At 62.0% G+C, this 19,239-nt stretch carries 15 protein-coding genes and 2 pseudogenes; 10 read left to right on the top strand and 7 right to left on the bottom strand.

Annotated features, from left to right (window positions below):
- Positions 1-76 precede the first annotated feature (76 nt).
- From ACVOMF_RS14020 to ACVOMF_RS14010, 3 genes are read left to right on the top strand one after another with little or no spacing between them, the layout of a single operon-like run.
- Positions 77-379: an NAD(P) transhydrogenase subunit alpha part 2 gene (locus tag ACVOMF_RS14020; RefSeq protein WP_282267096.1), complete on the top strand. Its 303-nt coding sequence runs from the start codon at positions 77-79 to the stop codon at positions 377-379.
- The gene (locus ACVOMF_RS14015; protein ID WP_481509842.1) at positions 376-873 is read left to right on the top strand and encodes a hypothetical protein; all 498 of its coding nucleotides are present in this window, start codon (positions 376-378) and stop codon (positions 871-873) included. Before ACVOMF_RS14020 ends, ACVOMF_RS14015 begins: the two co-directional genes overlap by 4 nt.
- The gene (locus ACVOMF_RS14010) at positions 870-2,306 is read left to right on the top strand and encodes an NAD(P)(+) transhydrogenase (Re/Si-specific) subunit beta (RefSeq protein WP_481509841.1); all 1,437 of its coding nucleotides are present in this window, start codon (positions 870-872) and stop codon (positions 2,304-2,306) included. Before ACVOMF_RS14015 ends, ACVOMF_RS14010 begins: the two co-directional genes overlap by 4 nt.
- A 16-nt stretch (positions 2,307-2,322) precedes the next feature.
- Here the strand turns inward: ACVOMF_RS14010 and ACVOMF_RS14005 are convergent, their stop codons facing one another.
- On the bottom strand, positions 2,323-3,270 hold the full coding sequence (locus tag ACVOMF_RS14005; RefSeq protein WP_481509840.1) for a helix-turn-helix domain-containing protein: 948 nt from the start codon (positions 3,268-3,270) through the stop codon (positions 2,323-2,325).
- A gap of 534 nt (positions 3,271-3,804) precedes the next feature.
- Positions 3,805-4,704 (bottom strand): helix-turn-helix domain-containing protein, encoded by a 900-nt coding sequence (locus ACVOMF_RS14000; protein ID WP_481509839.1) that lies wholly within the window; start codon positions 4,702-4,704, stop codon positions 3,805-3,807.
- A gap of 429 nt (positions 4,705-5,133) precedes the next feature.
- On the opposite strand from ACVOMF_RS14000, the gene ACVOMF_RS13995 reads away from it, so the two are divergent.
- Positions 5,134-6,957: a tetratricopeptide repeat-containing sulfotransferase family protein gene (locus ACVOMF_RS13995; protein ID WP_481509838.1), complete on the top strand. Its 1,824-nt coding sequence runs from the start codon at positions 5,134-5,136 to the stop codon at positions 6,955-6,957.
- Here the strand turns inward: ACVOMF_RS13995 and ACVOMF_RS13990 are convergent.
- The 3 genes from ACVOMF_RS13990 to ACVOMF_RS13980 form a co-directional block, all read right to left on the bottom strand.
- Complete coding sequence (locus ACVOMF_RS13990) at positions 6,942-7,625, bottom strand: 2OG-Fe(II) oxygenase (RefSeq protein ID WP_481509837.1); 684 nt, start codon at positions 7,623-7,625, stop codon at positions 6,942-6,944. The two genes, ACVOMF_RS13995 and ACVOMF_RS13990, sit on opposite strands and share 16 nt — an antisense overlap.
- Positions 7,579-10,512 carry a TonB-dependent receptor domain-containing protein gene (locus ACVOMF_RS13985; RefSeq protein WP_481509836.1) on the bottom strand — a complete coding sequence of 978 codons (2,934 nt, stop codon included), beginning with the start codon at positions 10,510-10,512 and terminating at the stop codon, positions 7,579-7,581. Before ACVOMF_RS13985 ends, ACVOMF_RS13990 begins: the two co-directional genes overlap by 47 nt.
- A 155-nt stretch (positions 10,513-10,667) precedes the next feature.
- Positions 10,668-11,090: a hypothetical protein gene (locus ACVOMF_RS13980; RefSeq protein WP_481509835.1), complete on the bottom strand. Its 423-nt coding sequence runs from the start codon at positions 11,088-11,090 to the stop codon at positions 10,668-10,670.
- Between the two features lie 107 nt (positions 11,091-11,197).
- Between ACVOMF_RS13980 and sufT the strand changes: the two genes are divergently transcribed.
- The 6 genes and pseudogenes from sufT to ACVOMF_RS13950 all read left to right on the top strand — a co-directional run bounded on the left by sufT (position 11,198) and on the right by ACVOMF_RS13950 (position 17,943).
- A complete protein-coding gene (sufT, locus tag ACVOMF_RS13975; protein ID WP_057628710.1) occupies positions 11,198-11,749 on the top strand; it encodes a putative Fe-S cluster assembly protein SufT in 552 nt (183 codons plus the stop codon).
- 98 nt (positions 11,750-11,847) lie between these two features.
- Positions 11,848-12,948: a branched-chain amino acid aminotransferase gene (locus ACVOMF_RS13970; protein ID WP_481509834.1), complete on the top strand. Its 1,101-nt coding sequence runs from the start codon at positions 11,848-11,850 to the stop codon at positions 12,946-12,948.
- 334 nt (positions 12,949-13,282) lie between these two features.
- Positions 13,283-15,016, top strand: a pseudogene (locus tag ACVOMF_RS13965) (S8 family peptidase); the annotation flags it as partial.
- 24 nt (positions 15,017-15,040) lie between these two features.
- Entirely contained in the window at positions 15,041-15,382 is a 342-nt protein-coding gene (locus ACVOMF_RS13960; RefSeq protein WP_481509850.1) for a proprotein convertase P-domain-containing protein, read from the top strand.
- A gap of 446 nt (positions 15,383-15,828) precedes the next feature.
- A pseudogene (locus ACVOMF_RS13955) lies at positions 15,829-17,589 on the top strand (S8 family peptidase); the annotation flags it as partial.
- Entirely contained in the window at positions 17,569-17,943 is a 375-nt protein-coding gene (locus ACVOMF_RS13950; protein WP_481509849.1) for a proprotein convertase P-domain-containing protein, read from the top strand. The pseudogene ACVOMF_RS13955 and the gene ACVOMF_RS13950, both read left to right, overlap by 21 nt.
- Positions 17,944-18,011: 68 nt before the next feature.
- Here ACVOMF_RS13950 and ybaK read toward each other — a convergent pair whose 3' ends face one another.
- Entirely contained in the window at positions 18,012-18,488 is a 477-nt protein-coding gene (gene ybaK, locus ACVOMF_RS13945; RefSeq protein WP_481509833.1) for a Cys-tRNA(Pro) deacylase, read from the bottom strand.
- Positions 18,489-18,974, bottom strand: coding sequence for an asparaginase domain-containing protein (locus ACVOMF_RS13940; protein WP_282267147.1), 486 nt, complete (start codon positions 18,972-18,974; stop codon positions 18,489-18,491).
- Positions 18,975-19,239 lie beyond the last annotated feature (265 nt).

Genomic DNA, 19,239 nt, shown 5'->3' with positions numbered 1-19,239 from the left:
ACGCAACGGTCGCGCCGGCTTCGGCCACATGGTTATGATGCCGGACAGGCGCTTCCAGCCTCGGAGAGACCAAGCAATGAGCGACGGGTTCGTAGCGTTGTACATCTTCATGCTGGCAGCGATTGCCGGCCACGTGATCATCTCGCGGGTGCCGGTGATCCTGCACACACCGTTGATGTCCGGTTCCAACTTCATCCACGGCATCGTGCTGATTGGCGCGATGGTGGTGCTCGGCCACGCCGATACCACGCTGGAGAAGGTCATCGGCTTCATCGCCGTGGCCCTGGGTGCAGGCAATGCGGCCGGTGGCTATGTGGTGACCGAGCGCATGCTGGACATGTTCAAGAGTTCGAAGAAGCCGGAAGGGAAGGACAAGTGAGTTCACCTGCCGGTAGTACAGACAGATCCTCGATCAGCGCACGGCAGGTTTTCCAGTGGCTCAGCTACCTGCAGTATCCAGCCTTGCTGGTGGCGTTCGCCTATGCGGCACGGCCGTTGTTCAATGGCATGCACGGTGCGCTCGACGCCTACAACAGCGCGCTATTGTATGCAGGCGTTGGCGTCGGCATGTCCTCGCTGCAGGACCCGGCCAAGACCCAGAACAAGATGTCGAAGCGAGTCTGGGAGGACCCGCGCAAGGGCGGCCTGATGCTGTGGCTGATCAGCGCGCAGGCCCTGTTGCCGATCGTACTGGGATTGCTGGGTGCCGCCCTGGCGCCAACCACGGCGCTATCGCAGTTGGCACTAGGTATGGTGGCGTTCGGGCTGGGCATGATCGGGCTGCTGAAAACCGCCATTGAAATGCGCGAACACCATCGCCTGGACAAGCAGTCTCCTCGCCATACCGACACGGCTCTGGAGGCCGGTGCATGAGCATATCGATCCTGGTCAATACGAGTTACCTGGTCGCTGCCACGCTGTTCCTGCTGGGCCTGCAGCGCATGGCCTCGCCCAAGACCGCACGCAGCGGCATCCAATGGGCCGGCGCGGGCATGTTGATCGTCACTGCGGCCACGTTCTTCCTGCCGGGGCTGCACAACATCGCGCTGATCGCCGTGGCCTTGGTGCTCGGCACCGGGCTGGCCTGGGTATCGGCCAAGAAGGTTGCCATCACCGACATGCCGCAGATGGTGGCGCTGTACAACGGCATGGGCGGTGGTTCGGCCGCGGCGATTGGCGCAGTGGAGTTGCTGCGCTTTTCCGAGTTGGCCAACCGCGACACCAGCCATTGGAGTGCGCAGGCCATCGCCGACCTGTCGGCACGGTTGCCGTCGAACACGGTGCTGGCGCTGGCGGTGATCGGTTCGGCGATCGGTGCGGTGTCGCTGTCCGGTTCGATCATTGCCTGGGCCAAACTCGACGGTCGCTTGGACAAACGCGTCACCTTCCCCGGGCAGCAGGTTTTCAATCTGCTGATTGCGGTGACGACGGTGGTGCTGGGTGTGTGGGCGGCGGTAAGCCTGCAGCCACTGGCGATCATCAGCTTCTTCGCGGTGGCGCTGGCGCTGGGTGTGCTGATGACGCTGCCGATTGGCGGCGCCGACATGCCGGTGGTGATCTCGCTGTACAACGCCTTCACCGGTCTAGCCGTGGCGTTCGAAGGTTATGTGCTGGGCAACGAGGCCTTGATCATCGCCGGCATGATGGTTGGCGCAGCCGGCATCCTGCTGACCCGATTGATGGCCAAGGCGATGAACCGGCCGATCAGCGGTGTGCTGTTCTCCAACTTCGGTGGTGGCGGCCAGGGCGCGGAAATCAGCGGCTCGCAGAAGCCTATCGAGGCGGCGGATGTGGCGGCGATGATGGCCTTCGCCGAGCGCGTGGTGATCGTGCCTGGCTACGGCATGGCGGTGGCGCAGGCCCAGCACAAGATATGGGAGCTGGCGCAGCGCCTGATCGAACGCGGGGTCAAGGTGAAGTTCGCGATCCACCCGGTGGCCGGGCGCATGCCCGGTCATATGAACGTGCTGCTGGCCGAAGCCGGCGTGCCGTATGACCTGATCGCCGACATGGACGATATCAATCCGGAGTTTGCCAACACAGACGTCTCGCTGGTGATCGGTGCCAACGACGTGGTCAATCCGGTCGCCAAGACCGACCCGACCAGCCCGATCTATGGCATGCCGATCCTGGATGTGGTCAATTCGAAAAACACCATCGTCATCAAGCGCGGCAAAGGTACCGGTTTTGCCGGGATCGAGAACGCGCTGTTCTACGCGGACAACACCCGCATGTTGTACGGCGATGGTGCCGAAGCGGCCAGCGCCCTGGTCAGTGAACTCAAGGCGCTGGACGGCGGACATTGAAGCCGGAGGGTGGTGGTCAGGAGGCCACCGCCCATTCCAGCATCTGCGGTCCGGTGACGGCATGGATCGGCGGCATCAGTTCGGGAGCGGCCAGTGCATTGTCCTGTACCTGCTGACCGCGCCTGGCGGCGGTGGTGGTACAGCCGAAGGCATGCTTGAACGCCCGGCAGAACGCGCTTTCGCTTTCAAAGCCCAGAGACTCTGCGATCTCGCACACTGACAGGCTGGTATTGCAGACCATATCCAATGCGCGTTGGTTGCGCAGGCGCGCGGCATACTCACTCGGCGTCTCGCCAAAGACCTCGCGATAGATCCGGATCAGGTGCGTGGGTGAGTAGTTGGCCACCGCTGCGAGGCTGATCAGGTCCAGGCGGGTCTCGATGGTGCAGCGGATCAGGTGCTGCACGCGCAACAACCGCAGCATCGTCTGATGGCGTCGCAGCACAGTGCGACCACTGCAGCGCTCGAGCTGCATCTGCATGGGCTGCTGGCGATCGACCAGCGCATCACGGAGCAACCCCAATTTATAGGCGGCGTCGCCGGTAGCAGGGTTGTGCTTGAACCAGCGCGGCCGGCACAGGTGCACGACTGCGCGCGCCAGTTCCCTGTCGCAGGTCAGTTCACGGGGTATCAGGCAGTTGATGATGGATGCGGTGGACTTTGGCGGTTTCTGCCAGAGTGCTGCCGGGGCGGCAATGCATAGCCACCAGCCATGCTCGCGGGTGATGTGACGCAGGCTGCCGTCCATCCAGAGCTGCAGTTGGTGCGTGCCAAGCTGCCATGGCAGATCGCCATTGCTCAGCTCCAACGTGCCGTCCAGCACCAGGGTGACGCTGATCCAGCCAGCAGGAATGCTCAGCCGCCCACCTTTGCCGCGGCCGCTGATGGCGTGGATGCTGTCCGGACGTTGCGTGGACAGATCGAGTGACTGTGAACCCTGAACCAGATGATGTTTGATACCCATCGCACCTTCCCCCCCAAAGTGTCTGTGTGAACGGACGGCGTGCGCGGTGTCGCGTTGTGGACCTTTTGCGCTGTGCAGCCGGTGTTCCGCCGCCCGCCGTTTGAGCTTTTTGTGGAGCTCTGCTCATTTCAGACGCAGGCGATGGCCGAGTACCTCACCTGCAAACGTTAAAAAGGTGCCCCGCTGTGCTCAGGCCTTGCTGAATCGGGGACATGAAAGCGATGGCGGCAGCACACACGCGCTGCTGCGAACTCTCCTGGAAAGGAGCGGAGCGTCTGGAGCCATCGGGAGGTGCTGCGGCGTTCCGCTACTGATCGTGATAAGCGCAGCGAGCAGGCTTCAACAGACGAGAACGTAGAGTTCAGGCAGGGGGGATGTTGCTGGAGCTGTATTCATGCGATCGGTGTGGCGATGGGGTGAGGCGATGCACCACTATGCCGTGCCGGACAGATGCCGCGGCAGAAGGAGTGTCACGATGGTCAGGTCATGCAGGGCTTGGCTAAAGCGCCGGCATATCTGGAACAGTAAGCGCTGTTAATAGATATCTAGCTCACCGACAACTTCGGCCAGTTTGGCGTCTCCGGGTGCAGGACTGCATGTGGCGAGGGTTGGCAGGGCAGATCTGCCATTCCGGCGAGCTTGGCTTGCAGTACAGGAGAACGTTTGTTTGAAGGAGCGACAGAACGCGCTCTCGGTCTCAAAGCCCAGTGCGTCGGCTATTTCACAGATTGAAAGGTCGGTAGTACATACCAGTTCCCATGCGCGCTGCAATCGCAGGCGGCTGGCATACTCAAATGGGGTTTCGTCAAATACTTCGCGATAGATGCGAATGAGATGAGGTGGTGAATAGTTGGCAATGGCCGCCAAGCTGTTGAGGTCCAATCGCGCGTCCATGTTGCAGCGGATCAGGTGCTGCACGCGCAATAGCCGAAGCATGGTCTGGTGACGTCGCAATGCGGTGCGGCCACTGCAGCGATTGAGCTGGCTGTGCAGTGATTGCTGTCGTTCTATCAGGACGTCCCGTAGCACCGACATGCCATCCACTACGGCAGTGGTGTCGCGATCGTTGTCGAAGCAACGGCGCCGCGCCATGTGCAGCACGGCGCGCGCGAGCTCCCGGTCGCAGTTGATTTCGCGCGGGATAAGGTGGCTGCTGATTGTCGGTACGCTGGGTAGCTGCTCCCATAGTGCGGCAGGTGCAGCGATACACAGCCACCAGGCATAGCTGCGACTGGCAAGGCGCAGTTCGCCTTCTAGCCATAGCTGCAGCTGATGGGCACCTAGTTGCCACGGAGCATCGCTGCTAGCGACTTCCAGAAGCCCTGTCAGTACCAGGCTGACGCTTGTCCAGCCGGCAGGAATGAGTAGGCGGGCGCCGCGTCCGTGGCCGGTTGTGGCGTGCACGCTCGCGCCAGCGTGGCTGGAGAGGTCCAAGGATTGAGAGCCATGTAGCAAATGATGCTGAATTCTCACTTCGTCTTCACTGCCTTATCGGTCGGAACGAGTGGGAAGTAAAAATTTCGTTTGAGCAGCCGTAGCTCTGATCGCGATGGAAACATCGCATGGCTATTGGAGTCTGGCAACGAGAACCGAAATTTCAGAACGGCGGCCTGAGGGCCTTTGCCGAAAAAAATGCCCGGCAGGTGCCGGGCAGGTTCGGGGCCGACCATCGTGCCCGTTGACTTTGGGCTGAGTAGGGTCTGACCTGTGCAGAGAGAAGAGTGACTTACCAAGTCCCCGAACAGGTCCTATGCTGCTTGCTGGCGTCAAGTGAATGACATGCGTGCGTTTGCGCTTGGATTGTCAAAAAGCAAGATTCTGCCGTGATCTGGATGGATTCTTTTGCAACCATCGGGGGCTTTGATGCAGGTTGAGCTGGCAAGGGCGCTGGAGGATCTTCAGCAGGGTCGACAGCGGGCGGCGGAAGCCGCAATGCGTCGAATGCTCGACCAGACGCCGGGCTTTGCTCCGGGAATGGAGGTGCTGGCAATGGCCCTCGCAGGGCAGGGCCAGGTGCAGGAGGCGCGCAGCTGGTTTTTCAAGGCCGCGGAGCTGCAGCCGGGGTCGCTGAGTACGTGGATGAACCTGGGCAATGTCTGCCTCGAAAGCGCGGATGCACACGCTGCGGGTGCGGCGTTTGAACGCGCGCGCGCGCTGGGCGCTGACGATGTGGCCTGGCTGTTGGGTTATGGCTTGGCGCTGCTGGGACAGGCGCGCTTTGACGATGCCAGCAAGCTATTGAACGCCGCCTTGATCAGGGAGCCTGATGCGGTCGATGTGCGTCTGGCATACGCGCAGAGCCTTGCGGAACTGGAGCGGTTCGAGGAGCTTGCTCAGTGCCTGCAGCCATTGAATGCGGCATCCTTGAGCCTCGGTGAACGGCGGGCGTTGGCATGGTTGCTGGCCCAGGCGGGCTGCGACGACCGCGCGCAGGAGTTATACCGAGAGGTGTTGGCAGAGGCGCCCGATTCGACGGAGGCGAGGATTCAGTTCGCGCTGTTGCTGGAACGATTGAATCGCGTGGAGGAGGCGAGCCAGATGCTGCAGGCCGTTGCTCCCGCGCACGGACCTGACGGCTCAGGAATGTTTGAACTGGCCTGTGCGCGTGTACTGCGTCGACAGCAACAGCAGCAGCTTGCCATCGAGCAACTGGTGGAGGGGCTGCAGCGGCAAATTGTACCTGCGATGCAGGCGCAGCTGCAGTTCGAACTGGCCCGCAACCATGATCAGCTTGGGCAGGTGGAACAGACGATGCTGGCACTGGCCTCTGCGCATGAGGCGGCGAGCAGCGCCTTCCTCCAGCGTACACGCGGTGGCCAGGCGCCGCCAGTTCTGGATTGGTTGCAGCAGCGGCTGCAGCAGCCCGCGCCAGCCAGCTGGGTGCAGCGTTCGGCGGATCAGGTGCTGCCCGATGACCCGGTCTTTCTTGTCGGATTCCCGCGCTCCGGAACCACACTGTTGGAGCGGATACTGGATGCGCATTCAGATCTGGATGTCCTGGATGAGCGGCCCGCATTGGAGGTGGCGATAGAGAGCCTGCGCAGTTCACCGGGCTGGCGCAGCGACGATCTTGGTGCCGCATTGGACGCGCTTGCGCCCGATGAGATAGATGCGGTGAAGCGGCGCTATTGGGATGAGGTGAAGCGCCACGTCACGCCAAAGCGGCGATTGGTCGACAAGTATCCGCTGACCATGACGCGCCTGCCTTACGTGGCGCGTTTGTTTCCGGCGGCGGATTGGTTGTTGCTGCTGCGACATCCATGTGACTGCGTGCTCAGCTGCCATATGCAGGCATTCGGTATCAATGGAGGTGCCTTGGCATTCGCCTCGCTGGAATCCACCGCACGGACTTATGCACAGGTCATGAGCTGGTGGCATGAGCAGCGGTTGCTCGTGCCAGCGCGCGTGCATGTGCTGCGCTACGAGGACATGGTCGCTGATCTGCCGCGGCAGCTGTCCGAGCTGATGGCTTTCCTGTCGCTGCCCATGCAGGAAAGACAGCTGTCCTTCGATAACCACGCCAGTGCACGCAGCCGCCGTATCAATACACCCAGTTACTCGCAGGTTGTGCAGCCACTCAACGCCGGTGCGGTAGGCCGGTGGCGCAACTACCGGGCTTACTTTGGTGAGCAGACCCTGGCGATACTCGAGCCGTGGGTGCAGCGGTATGGTTATACGCTGGACTGACGCTGCGGGAATCTCAAGTAGGTGGAGAGGATGTATTTGTCCTGCGCCGGCGATGCTTTGCCCTGATGCGCATACATCCAGTAGGGCGGGAACATGAGCAGTCGTCCTGCACGCGGAGCTACGCCGGTCTGCAAGCCGGGAAACCATGTTTCGCCGCCAGATTCGACGTCGTTGAGGTACCACAGGAAGACCAGATAGCGGTCGCACACCTCGTTGATCGAATCGAAGTGGGTCTGGAATTTTTCTTCGCCGCCGGCGCGGTAGCGCTTGAGGATGAGCGGGCTGAGCAGGGGGCTGTCAGGAATGGCAATCGGCAGGCCGACATCGGCGTTGTACCGTTGCAGGGCGCTACTGATCAGCTGGCGGAAGAAGCCGAGGAATCCCGCGTCGGAAAGGCGGCTCACGTCCAGCTCGGTCCAGGCGCTGTCATCGAGGCCTGGACGCACGCCACGGCCGTTGCGCTGCTGGAAGCGGGAAAGCGAGTTGAACGATTCGATCAGTTTGCCGCACATGTCCACCGGCAAGCTGTGGTCGTAGGTGCGGATGTAGTGAAGCAGGTTGCCGCCATGAACATCCGCTGCGGCAGCTGCCGCAGCGGATGCAGGTGTGGCTGGTTCAGACTCAGAAACGGGCAGTCCAGCGCATCCAGTAGTAACGGCCGATTGCATCGTAGGTCCGCATATCCGTCGAGGCGTTGAAGCCAGAATAGATCAACGGCGGCTGGCGGTCAGTAAGATTGCGCACGCCGATCTGGATCGAGCTGTTCTTCAGGTCCTCGAAGCGGTAGCCGATCTGCAGATCGGTCTGGGTGAAGGAAGGCACACGACGCTTGGCGACATAGCCCGGCTCGGTGACATCGGCCACATCAGGAGCTTCATACACGTGGTGCACGTAGCGGGTGGTCAGGCTGGCGCTGAGGTTGCCGCGCGACCAGCTGAGGTCGTTGAGGGCGCGCCAGCGGGCCATGTTGCCGAAGCCAGAAGAGGCATTGTCGACGAAGGTGCCGGCCAGACCCGAGCTCTGCGGAATACCCGGGAAGGCGCCGACGTTACTGCTGGGGTCACCCGACAGCAATTGGACGTCGTACTGGGCGAGATAGGTGGTATCCAGATTCCAGCTGAATTTGCCCCACGCGCCTTCGGGGAACGCGTAGCGGAAGCCGATGTCCATGCCGGAGGTCTTCAGTGTGCCGAAGTTGCCGGTGATATTGGTCATCTGGGCCACGTCGCCAGCGCTGTCGCGGACGAAGGTGTCGCAGAAGCGGCCGAAATTGAAGCACTGGTTGAGCAGTACGTTCTCGGGCAGGCTGGTAATGAACTTGTCCAGCTTCACACGCCAATAATCGGCAGTGACGCTGAAGCCTTCCAGCCAGCTTGGGCTGTAGACAAAGCCATAGGTAAGCACTTTGCCTTCTTCGGGGACCAGGTTGGCGTTGGCGACCTGGAACGATGTCACCTGATTGTTGCTCTGGCGGAAGGAGCCGTCGGTTGGTACGCCTGCGCAGGCGGTGGGATTGCCGCCCCTGTAGCCGTTGCACGGATCGGTATAGGTGCTGGCGCTCGGTACGGTGGGCGAGTACAGGTCGCCGATGGTGGGAGCACGGAAGACATCAGCGTAGGTGCCACGGACCAGCAGGTCGGAGAACGGCTTCCACTCCATGCCGATCTTGGAGTTGGTGGTGCCGCCAAAGTTGGAGTAATCCGAATAACGAGTGCCCAACGAGAAGTTCAGCTTCTCGGCGAATGGCATGTCCGACAGTACCGGAATGAGTGCCTCGGCGTAGATTTCATTGACGTCGAACTTGCCTGAGATATCGCCGAAGGTACAGGCTTCCTGTGTGATCTTGCAGACCGTTTCTCCGGGCGGAATGATGGTCAGGAAGTCACTGCTGGAACTGGCTGACTCCACGCGTCGTTCCACGCCCACAGCCAACGAAACAGTGCCTGCCGGCAGTTGAAACAGATCGCCGGTGACGTTGGCATTGAAGACCTTGAGGTCGTTCTCGTTGCTGCTATGAATGGTCGGGTTGATGAGTTCAAGCGCAGCAAGTTGTGCTTTACCTGCCGCAGTGTTTGGATCCGGTGCGGGGCCCATGAAGTTGACCGGCAGGCAGCCGGCGATAGCCGTTGCCGCGTTGCCTGGCGTACGCACACAGATCGGGTTGCCGGTGACCGGGTCGATCATCGATGGGCCCAATGCATCGGTCAGGCCAGGGCTGTACAGATAGCCGCGCACCGCGGATGTCTGTGGCGTGCGGCCGTAACCGTAGGAGGCATCCCATGACCAGCTGCTGTCGCCGAACGCACCACGCAGACCCGCGGTTATCTGGTAGGTCTCGGTTTCGAAACGGGTGGTACGAGTGGGGATGAAGTCACGCAGGCGCAGGCGGGCATCGGTGATGTCCACGCCAAAGGGGTTGTAGAGGCTGTCTTTGCTGATCGGAACGTTGTCCACCGCTGCACGGCCATCGAATGGCAGCGGGGCAATGAAGAACGATGATTCTGTACGCAGCCAGGAACCGAGCAGGAAGCCTTCGATGTTGTCGGTGAGTTGATAGGTGCCACTCATGAACAACGAGGTGCGTTCCTGCGGCGTCAGGTTCAGGTTGCCATCGGCCTGGAAGTTGTAAACATCCGTGTTGGGATTGAAACAACGGAAGTCGGACTTCGAGGAGCCCGGACGGCCGTCAATGCGGGTCAACGTTACGTTGGCGCCGCTACCGCAGTTGGGATCGCTCAGGTCTACCCCTGTTGCCGACGCGCGTGGTACCACATAGCGACCAGTCAAGATGCGGCTGGTACCGCCGATGCCCTTCTCGCCCGCATACAGTTGATAGGGTTGGCTGGAATAGGTACGGTCGGCGGCGCTGACCTGGTCTTCCTTGTCATAGCTGGCGCCCAGCATCAGGCGTCCCTTTTCGCCATGCAGGCCGAAGGTGGCATCAAACCGCTGTGTGTCGGCATCACCGCGCGAGGAAATGCCGTAGAAGGCACTGGCTTCCAGGCCTTCGAAATCCTTGCGCAGGATGAAGTTGACCACGCCGCCGATTGCATCGGAGCCATAGATGGCGGAGGCACCGTCTTTCAGCACTTCCACGCGTTCGATCAACGCCATCGGGATGGAGTTCACGTCCACCGCGCCATTGGCGTTGGAGATGGTGCCGATCCAGCGCTTGCCATCTACCAGCACCAACGAGCGGTTCACACCCAGGCCGCGCAGATCCACCGTGGCTGCGCCCGCGCCGCCGCCATTGTTGACCTGTGGGTTGGTTGCCGCGCCAGCGATAGCCGGGGTGCGCTGCAGGAACTCGCCGACGGTGGCAGCGCCTGAGCTCTCGATGTTCTGCCTGTCGATGGTGAAGACGGGGCTGGAGGTTTCCAGATCGGCGCGCTTGATGCGCGAGCCGGTGACCTGAATGCGGTCCAGGTTGGTGGCTTCTTCTTTGGGTGCGGTGTCCTGTGCGAGGACGCTGCCCGTCGCTCCCAGAGCAAGGGCGGCAGTCGAAATTGGTAGCAGTGCGAGGCGAACAGCTTGGCTCAGTGGCTGAATACTCACGTATGACTCTCCGCAAAGTGGTGCGAGGGAGTCACGAAATTACGAATTTTTAACTGCAACGAATGTGCGGATCCGGCCCTTGGCAATGTGCAAAAACTGACATTTGGTTTCAGTTGTCCATTCAGCCTCTCACCAGGGCTGTAACCAACCGGAACTCAGCGGGCCACGCGCCACGCCACCAGCAGCGCGAGGGCGAGCCAGATCAGCTCGCCCAGGCCATTGGCCAGCGACAGCAATGTCCAGGCGAAATGCGGACCCATCCGCAGCGCCGATTCCCAGGGCGTCAGCCCCATCGGACCGCCGACATAGGCTGCAGCAATGAGCCAGTTGGCGGCCACGGCGATCAGCAAGGTGGCGAGTACTGCGACAGCAATGCGCGCCGGGCCGGCACGGAAGGCGCCCAGACGCAGCATCCACGCCGCTTCCAGCGCAGCCAGCACAGCCATCCAGCCAGCCTGGGTGCCGGTGGCCAGGGCGGCAAACATCCAGGCAAGCGTCAGGGTGAGGCTTCCGAGCAGCAACAAAACAGGCCAGAGCCAGTGGCGGCTACGGCTGGCCGAGGTGGACACAGGCGACATGGGCATTCCCGAACAGATTCCGCAGCATAGCGTTTCAGCGGCGATGACGCCCAGTCGGATAAAATGGGGCCATTGCGGGTAGCCACCGCGTCCCCATATCCATCTACATGTATTCCCGTAGCAGTGAACCTGTCCATTTTGAGCGTGATTGCCCGGCCGTGATGGTGCCGCAGGGCGATAGCGTGACCTTGCCGGCCGGCAGTTATGGCTACATCACCCAGGCACTGGGTGGCAGCTATACGGTGTTTGTCGAAGGCAACCTCTTCCGTATCGCCGGCAAGGACGGCGACGCCATCGGCAAGGAGCCGCCGCCGGGGCTGGAACTGCCCGATGACGCTGGCGACGAGGATGTCGAGAAGCTGGTGTGGCAACAGCTGCGCACCTGCTTCGACCCGGAAATCCCGTTCAACATCGTCGACCTTGGGCTTATCTACGAAGTGGATATCAAGCACCTGGACGACGGCCAGCGCGAGGTCGACGTCAAGATGACCTTGACCGCACCGGGCTGCGGCATGGGCGAGATCCTGGTCGACGACGTGCGCAGCAAGCTGGAAATGATCCCGACCGTGGCCCAGGCCGACGTCGACCTAGTGTTCGACCCGCCGTGGGGGCGTCACATGATGTCCGAGGCGGCGCGCCTGGAAACTGGCATGCTGTAAGCCCGCGCCGGCGGCTGCCGGTGACGGTTTGTGCTGCACCCCCGCTGCCAGCGTGGCATCGGGGCTGTCCCATCCCGCAATCTGGAAGGAATTATCCGGTGTCCCAGTCTTCGTTGAGCTTCGATGTCACCCGTTCGGACCATCCGCGTAGCGCCGAGGAGCGCGCCAAAATCCTGGAAAAGCCGGGCTTTGGTCTGCACTTCACCGACCATATGGTGGCCGTACGCTGGGACAAGGACAGCGGCTGGCACAATGCGGCGGTAACGCCGTACGGCCCGATCTCGCTGGACCCGGCCGCTGCCGTGCTGCATTACGGCCAGGAAATCTTCGAAGGCATCAAGGCCTACCGTCACGCCGACGGTTCGGTGTGGACCTTCCGCCCGCAAGCCAATGCCGCCCGCCTGCAGCGTTCGGCGCGTCGCTTGGTGCTGCCGGAACTGCCGGCTGAGATCTTCGTCGAGTCGCTCAAGCAGCTGGTCGCGCTGGACAAGGACTGGGTGTCCGATGCCGACGAAGCCAGCCTGTACTTCCGCCCGTTCATGATCGGCGATGAAGCCTTCCTCGGCGTGCGCGGCGCGCACAAAGCGACGTATTACGTGATCGCCAGCCCGGCCGGCCCGTACTTCGCCAAGGGCGTGGCGCCGGTGGCGATCTGGTTGTCCACCGATTACGCGCGCGCTGCCAAGGGTGGCACCGGTGCGGCCAAGTGCGGCGGCAACTACGCGGCTTCGCTACTGCCGCAGCAGCAGGCGCAGGCACAGGGCTGCTCGCAGGTGCTGTTCCTCGATCCGGTCGAGGGCAAGTACCTGGAAGAACTGGGCGGCATGAACGTGTTCCTGGTCTACGGCAAGGAAAACAAGCTGGTTACCCCGGCACTGTCGGGCAGCATCCTGGAAGGCATCACCCGCGAATCGCTGCTGCAGCTGGCCCGCGACCGTGGCATGAACGTGGAAGAGCGCCAGGTCACCATCGATGAGTGGAAGCAGGGCGTCAGCTCGGGCGAAATCACCGAGGTGTTTGCCTGTGGTACCGCTGCGGTGATCACCCCGATCGGCCAGCTCAAGGGCGAAGACTTCTCGGTAGGCGATATCAACGCGCCGGCCGGCGAGGTCACCATGTCGCTGCGCAAGGAATTGACCGACATCCAGTACGGCCGTCAGCCGGACCGTCATGGTTGGTTGGTGCGCCTGGACGCCTGAGCATCCCTGCTCAGTTAAGTGAATTAACCCGCTGCGACCTGTTCGCAGCGGGTTTTTCTTTGTCCGGACACCTGCCCGTACAAGCCAGCAATACCAAGGGATGAGTAAATAGTCTTTACGAATCACTCACTTGCGTAAACGTGACGGAGCAACAGTTTCTGTTGTAACGCTCTTGTCATTGATTCAGCCGCCATTTACTGTCCGCCAACGGATCGGTAACAGGGGACTGGTTCGGGTAGTTCTACCCGGGCAGCAACCTCTTCGCATCTGGCAGGGCCCCGGGTAGGACCGATGCTGCGCAAGCAGCTTCCTCTCAATGCAGAAGGGCTCATCAATGTCATCCAAATCGCGCCGTACGCTCGTTCGTGGGTTGGTAGTTGTTGGCACTGCTTCGTTGTCGTCCCTGCTTCTGTGTGCGCCGGCCTGGGCCGGCGATGTGCATCTGGCCGGTCTGGATTCCGCGCCGACGCATCAGCGCTTCATCGTCAAATACCGCCAGGACAGCCGTCAGGCCGCAGGCGACGCGGCCCTGCAGAAGACCCTGGTCTCCGCTGCCCGCGCGCTGCCGACCCGCGCCGGCAAGAGTGTCGGCGTGCAGCACATGCGGCGACTGGCGGTAGGTGCGGATGTGGTCCGCGCCGATGCCAAGCTGGACCGTGTCGAAGCCGAAACGCTGATGCGTAAACTGGCCGCCGATCCGAACGTCGAGTACGTCGAAGTCGATCGCCTCAACACCATCCGCCTGACCCCGAATGACACCCGCTACGGCGAGCAATGGGGCTACTCCGGAACCTACGGCATCAAGGCCAACCAAGCCTGGGATGTCACCAATGGCGCCGGTTCGGTGGTGGCGGTGCTGGATACCGGCATCACCGCCCACAGCGACCTGGCCGCCAACCTGCTGCCGGGCTATGACTTCATCAACGACACCACGGTGTCCAACGATGGCAATGGCCGCGACAACGATCCCAGCGATCCAGGGGATTGGGTAAGCGCCAACCAATGCGGTGGCACCCATGCCGCGCAGGGCTCCAGCTGGCATGGCACGCATGTGGCCGGCACCATCGCTGCGGTTACCAACAACGCCAAGGGTGTTGCGGGCGTGGCTTACGGCGCCAAGATCGTGCCGGTGCGTGTGCTCGGCACCTGCGGTGGCTACGACTCGGATATTGCTGACGCCATCATCTGGGCATCCGGTGGCACCGTGTCGGGCGTACCGGCAAATGCCAATCCGGCCGAGGTGATCAATCTCAGCCTGGGTGGCTCAGGTGCCTGTGGCAGCACCACCCAGGCGGCAATCAATGGCGCGGTCAGTCGCGGCACCACGCTGGTGATTGCTGCCGGCAACGACAACACCAATGTCTCCAACGCTTCGCCGGCCAACTGCAACAACGTGATCGCGGTGGCATCCACGACCAGCACCGGCGCACGTTCGAGCTTCTCCAACTACGGCGCACTGATCGACATCGCCGCACCAGGCTCCAACATCCTGTCCACGCTCAACAGCGGCACCACCACGCCGGGCGCGGAAAGTTATGCGTCGTACAACGGCACCTCGATGGCCACCCCGCATGTGGCCGGCGTTGTCGCGCTGCTGCAGGCGGTTTCAACCACGCCAAAAACACCGGCGCAGGTCGAGGCCTTGATCAAAGCCAATGTCACCGCATTCCCAACCACTCCATCGCAGAGCATCGGTCCAGGCATCCTCAATGCCAAGGCGGTGGTGGATGCCGCAAACGGCGGTGGCAATCCGAACCCGGGCGGCACGGTGTTGAACAATGGCGTGCCGATTACCGGGCTTTCCGGCGCTGCCAGCAGTACGCAGTACTTCACCGTGCAGGTGCCGGCGGGTGCGAGCAATCTGGTGATTGCCAGCTCGGGCGGCAGCGGCGACGCGGACATGTATGTGCGCGCCGGCAGCCAGCCGACCACGTCCACCTATGATTGCCGGCCGTACAAGACCGGCAATGCCGAGAGCTGCACCTTCGCAACACCAGTTGCAGGTACCTACCACGTGATGCTGTCCGCGTACTCGGCGTTCTCCGGGGTCAGCCTGCAGGCCAGTTGGAGTACAGGTGGTGGCAGTGGCGGTGTGCAGACCTATAGCAACGCTACCGCCGTCACCATCGTCGACAACGCCACTGTGGAAAGCGCCATCGCCGTCTCCGGGCGAACCGGCACTGCACCGGCATCGACGCCGGTTACGGTGGACATCAGCCACACCTGGAAGGGTGATCTGAAAGTGGATCTGGTCGCGCCGGATGGCAGTGTCTATGTGCTGAGCAACTATGCCGGCGGCAGTGCCGACGACATCAAGCAGACCTTCAACGTGAATCTGTCCAGCGAAGCGCTCAACGGCAATTGGAAGCTGCGCGTCAACGACAAGGCCAGTGGCGACACCGGTCGTATCAACAGTTGGTCGATCAGGTTCTGAATTGAGCAAGGTTCAAGCGGCAGGCAATGGCCGACTGAAGGCACCATTGCCTTGTTGTGATGTGACAGGGCCCCGGCGTTCTCGCCGGGGCTTTTTGTTTGCTCGTTGGTGGATCTCAGCGCGTGCGGATCCCACCACTCTTCAGCGTGTTGCTTTGTCATGCCGCGAGCAGTCATTGCCGGCATTGATGTGTCCCGGATGCATCGAGGATCGTGCTGTGCGCTTCCCTGACTGATGCGTTGGGGGGTTCTGACTGCGGCTGGGACAGGGGTTTCAGTAGTCCCCCGATGGGAGTGTGCAAGGCGGATGCCTAGTGTCGGCAGGCGGGTCGGTGACAGGGGGCGATCCGGAGCGTCCTGTCCAGGTGACGGTTGCTGTCCACACCAGAAGCACTGGGCAGGGCCGGCGCCGCGCAAGCGGCAACTTCCATGCAGAAGGGTTAAACAATGTCATCCAAATCGCGCCGTAGGCTTTGCCGTGGGTTCGTGGCAGCTGGCACTGCTTCGCTGTTTCCCCTGCTGTTGTGCATGCCGGCTTTGGCCGGTGAAGTGCAACTCGCAGGTCTGGACTCCGCACCTGCGCATCAACGCTTTATCGTCAAGCTCCGCCCGGACATGACTCGGATTGAAAGCAAGGTCGCGCTGGGCAACGCCTTGACCTCTGCCGCACGTGCGCTGCCGGTGCGCGCAGGCAAAACAGGCACGCTGCAGCACCTGCGCCGGTTGGCGGTTGGTGCGGACGTGGTGCAGGTGGACACCCCGCTGGATCGCATCGAGGCGCAAGCACTGATGCATCGATTGGCTGCGGATCGCAATGTCGACTATGTCGAGCTTGATCTGCGGCATACCATCGATGCCGCGCCGAACGATCCACGGTTCGGCGAGCAATGGGGGCTGTCCGGCACCTATGGCATCAAGGCCGCCGAGGCTTGGGAAAATGCGATCGGGGCTGGCGTGGTGGTGGCGGTGCTGGATACCGGTATTGCCAGCCACAGCGACCTGAATGCCAATGTTCTGCCTGGTTATGACTTCATTGATGACATCGAGGTGGCCAATGATGGCGATGGTCGAGATGACGATGCCAGCGACCCGGGTGACTGGGTGACAGCCAACCAATGTGGTGGCAGCCACGGTGCGCAGAACTCCAGTTGGCATGGCACCCATGTGGCCGGCACCGTTGCGGCGGTGACCGACAACGGCAAGGGTGTGGCGGGCGTTGCGCCTGGTGTCAGGATCGTACCGGTACGCGTGCTTGGTCGTTGTGGTGGCTATACCTCGGATATCGCCGATGCGATTGTCTGGGCCGCTGGCGGGCAGGTACCCGGCGTGCCCGCAAATGCCAATCCGGCAGAGGTCATCAATCTCAGCTTGGGTGGCGCTGGCACGTGCGGCAGCACCATGCAGAACGCGATCAACAGCGCGACAGGCAAGGGCGCGACCCTGGTCATTGCGGCTGGCAACAGCAACAGCAACGTTGGCAAGGCCTCGCCTGCCAACTGCAACAATGTCATCGCCGTTGCTGCCAGTGACAGCGCTGGCAAACGTTCGATCTGGAGCAGTAGCCAGCAGTCAAACCATGGTCCACTGGTGGACGTTGCAGCGCCGGGCAGCTCCATTCTTTCCACGCTCAACAATGGCAGCAAGGGCCCGGTGGGCGAGAGCTACGCCTCCTATGGCGGGACCTCGATGGCGGCGCCGCATGTGGCTGGCGTGGTGGCACTGGTGCAACAGGTATCCAATCCCGTGCGTACGCCAACGGAGATTGAAGCCTTGATCAAGGCTACGGTGACTCCCTTTCCCGCTGCACCGGACCGCGAGATCGGCGCCGGCATCGTCAATGCACAAGCGGCTGTGGCCGTAGCATTGGGTGGCCCGTTGCCACCGGAGCCGGAGCCAGACCCGGCAACCGAGCTGGACAACGGTGTGGCGCTGACTGGCTTGGCGGGCAGCAAGGGCAGCAACAGTTATTACAGCGTGCGGATACCTGCGGGGGCGTCGAATCTGCTGATCAGTATTGCCGGCGGCAATGGCGATGCGGACCTGTACGTGCGCGCTGCCAGCCGCCCCACCGCCTCCACCTACGATTGCCGTCCGTTCACTGCAGGCAATGCCGAGAGCTGCAGTATTCCCGTTCCTGCAGCGGGCACTTACCACGTCATGTTGACCGGCTACTCGGCGTACTCGGCGGTGCGTTTGAAGGCGAGTTGGGGTCTGCTGCCGGCACAGACCTATAGCAGCAACGAGGGGGTGGATATCCCCGACAACCGCACGGTGGAGAGTGCGATCAACGTATCAGGGCGTACCGCCAATGCCCCGGCAGCCACTCCGGTAACGGTGGATATCAGCCATAGCTGGCGCGGCGACCTGAAGGTGGAGCTGCTCGCGCCTGGCGGCCGTGCCTATCTGCTGAGCAACTACGAAGGAGGCAGTGCCGATGACATCAAGCAGGCCTTCGAGGTCAATCTATCCAACGAGGCCTTGAATGGCATCTGGAAGTTGCGTGTCAACGACAGGGCCAGCGGCGATACCGGGCGCCTCAATGGCTGGTCGATCACGTTCTAGCGCAAAGCAGCGCTTGTCACTGTGCATGAGTCTGGCGTTGTAGTCAGGCTCATTCCGGTGAACGCAACTCAGTCCTCGCAGATATCGGTGCAACTGGCCTGCAGAACCTGCAAGGCGTCGGCCGGGGCGATATCCAGCAGCAGGCCGCGTTGGCCGGCGTTGATGTACAGCGTGTCGTGCTGCGAAGCGCTGGTGGCGAACACCACCTTGGCCGGTCGCTGCTGTGCAAAGGGACTGATACCACCGACCTTGTAGCCGCTGCGCTTCTCGGCCTCGGGGACTTCCATCATCTGCGCGTGCTTGCCGCCGCAATGGGCGGCAAGCTTCTTCAAGGACAAGCGCTGATCGGAGGGAATCACCGCGATCAGTGGCTGCTTGTCCACCCACGCCATCAGCGTCTTGAACATGCGTTGCGGGGCAATGCCCAGCGCCTGCGCTGCCGCCAGCCCCTTGCTGTCGACATCGGCTGAGTAGTCATAGGCATGCACGCCATGGGCGATGCCTGCCTTGTCCAATGCGGCGGTAGCGCGGGTGCTTTTTGCCACTTACAGCGATTCGAAGCGGTTGGCGTCGACGTTCTTGCGGACCTTCTCCGGATTCCAGATGCGGCCGTTCATGGCGATGTAGACGCCTTCCGGCAGCGATTGCACCGCGCCGATCGCGCAGCCGATGTTGAACTCGGCATCGGAACCGCGGAAACGGGCCGGGCTGAGCGCGCCGGTCATCACGATGGTCTTGCCGGGAATGGTGGCCAGCACCTTGCCGGTGGCCACCATCGAGTCGGTACCGTGGGTGACCAGCACGTGGCGGGTTGGCTGCGCGGCGATGGTGGCGCGGATCAGCTCGCGGTCGTCGTCGCTGATGTGCAGCGAGTCCTTGCGCAGGATCGGAATCACATTGAAACGGAAGGTCACGCCCAGCTCGCGCAGGATCATGCCGATCTGCGGATCACCGATCTGGTAATCGGACTTGTCGTCGAAGTAGATCTTGTCGATCGTGCCACCGGTGGTGACGATCAGGAGTTCTTCCATCATTGCGGTAAATCCTTGCGGTGACTGCCAGCGGCACGGGCCGCGATGCTGCGAATGATAATGCCGTAGGCTGCGCCGGGCCACGTTACGTCACGTCACGTTGGTAGAGCCGAGCCATGCTCGGCTGGGGCTTGCCCGGGAATCCATCGGCGCCTGTAGGAGTCAACTGTCTTGAGCGCCCCCCGCTATACCGGCTGCCCAAGGTGCGTTGTCACGCTTCATGGCATTGAGCCTGGTCAGGTATTTGCGCATACAGGCGGTGACA

The organism is Stenotrophomonas sp. STEN022, from assembly GCF_056760155.1.
Note: the sequence above shows the minus strand (reverse complement) of the source record. Positions and strands in the feature narration are given on the sequence as shown.

What these genes read in the sequence shown, in the direction of transcription:
- sufT (WP_057628710.1), top strand. Translation starts at nt 11,198, where the DNA reads ATGTATTCCCGTAGCAGTGAACCTGTCCATTTTGAGCGTGATTGCCCG.
- ACVOMF_RS14010 (WP_481509841.1), top strand. Translation starts at nt 870, where the DNA reads ATGAGCATATCGATCCTGGTCAATACGAGTTACCTGGTCGCTGCCACG.
- ACVOMF_RS13990 (WP_481509837.1), bottom strand. Translation starts at nt 7,625, where the DNA reads ATGCAATCGGCCGTTACTACTGGATGCGCTGGACTGCCCGTTTCTGAG.
- ACVOMF_RS13980 (WP_481509835.1), bottom strand. Translation starts at nt 11,090, where the DNA reads ATGTCGCCTGTGTCCACCTCGGCCAGCCGTAGCCGCCACTGGCTCTGG.
- ACVOMF_RS14005 (WP_481509840.1), bottom strand. Translation starts at nt 3,270, where the DNA reads ATGGGTATCAAACATCATCTGGTTCAGGGTTCACAGTCACTCGATCTG.
- ACVOMF_RS13995 (WP_481509838.1), top strand. Translation starts at nt 5,134, where the DNA reads ATGCAGGTTGAGCTGGCAAGGGCGCTGGAGGATCTTCAGCAGGGTCGA.
- ACVOMF_RS13940 (WP_282267147.1), bottom strand. Translation starts at nt 18,974, where the DNA reads ATGGAAGAACTCCTGATCGTCACCACCGGTGGCACGATCGACAAGATC.
- ACVOMF_RS14020 (WP_282267096.1), top strand. Translation starts at nt 77, where the DNA reads ATGAGCGACGGGTTCGTAGCGTTGTACATCTTCATGCTGGCAGCGATT.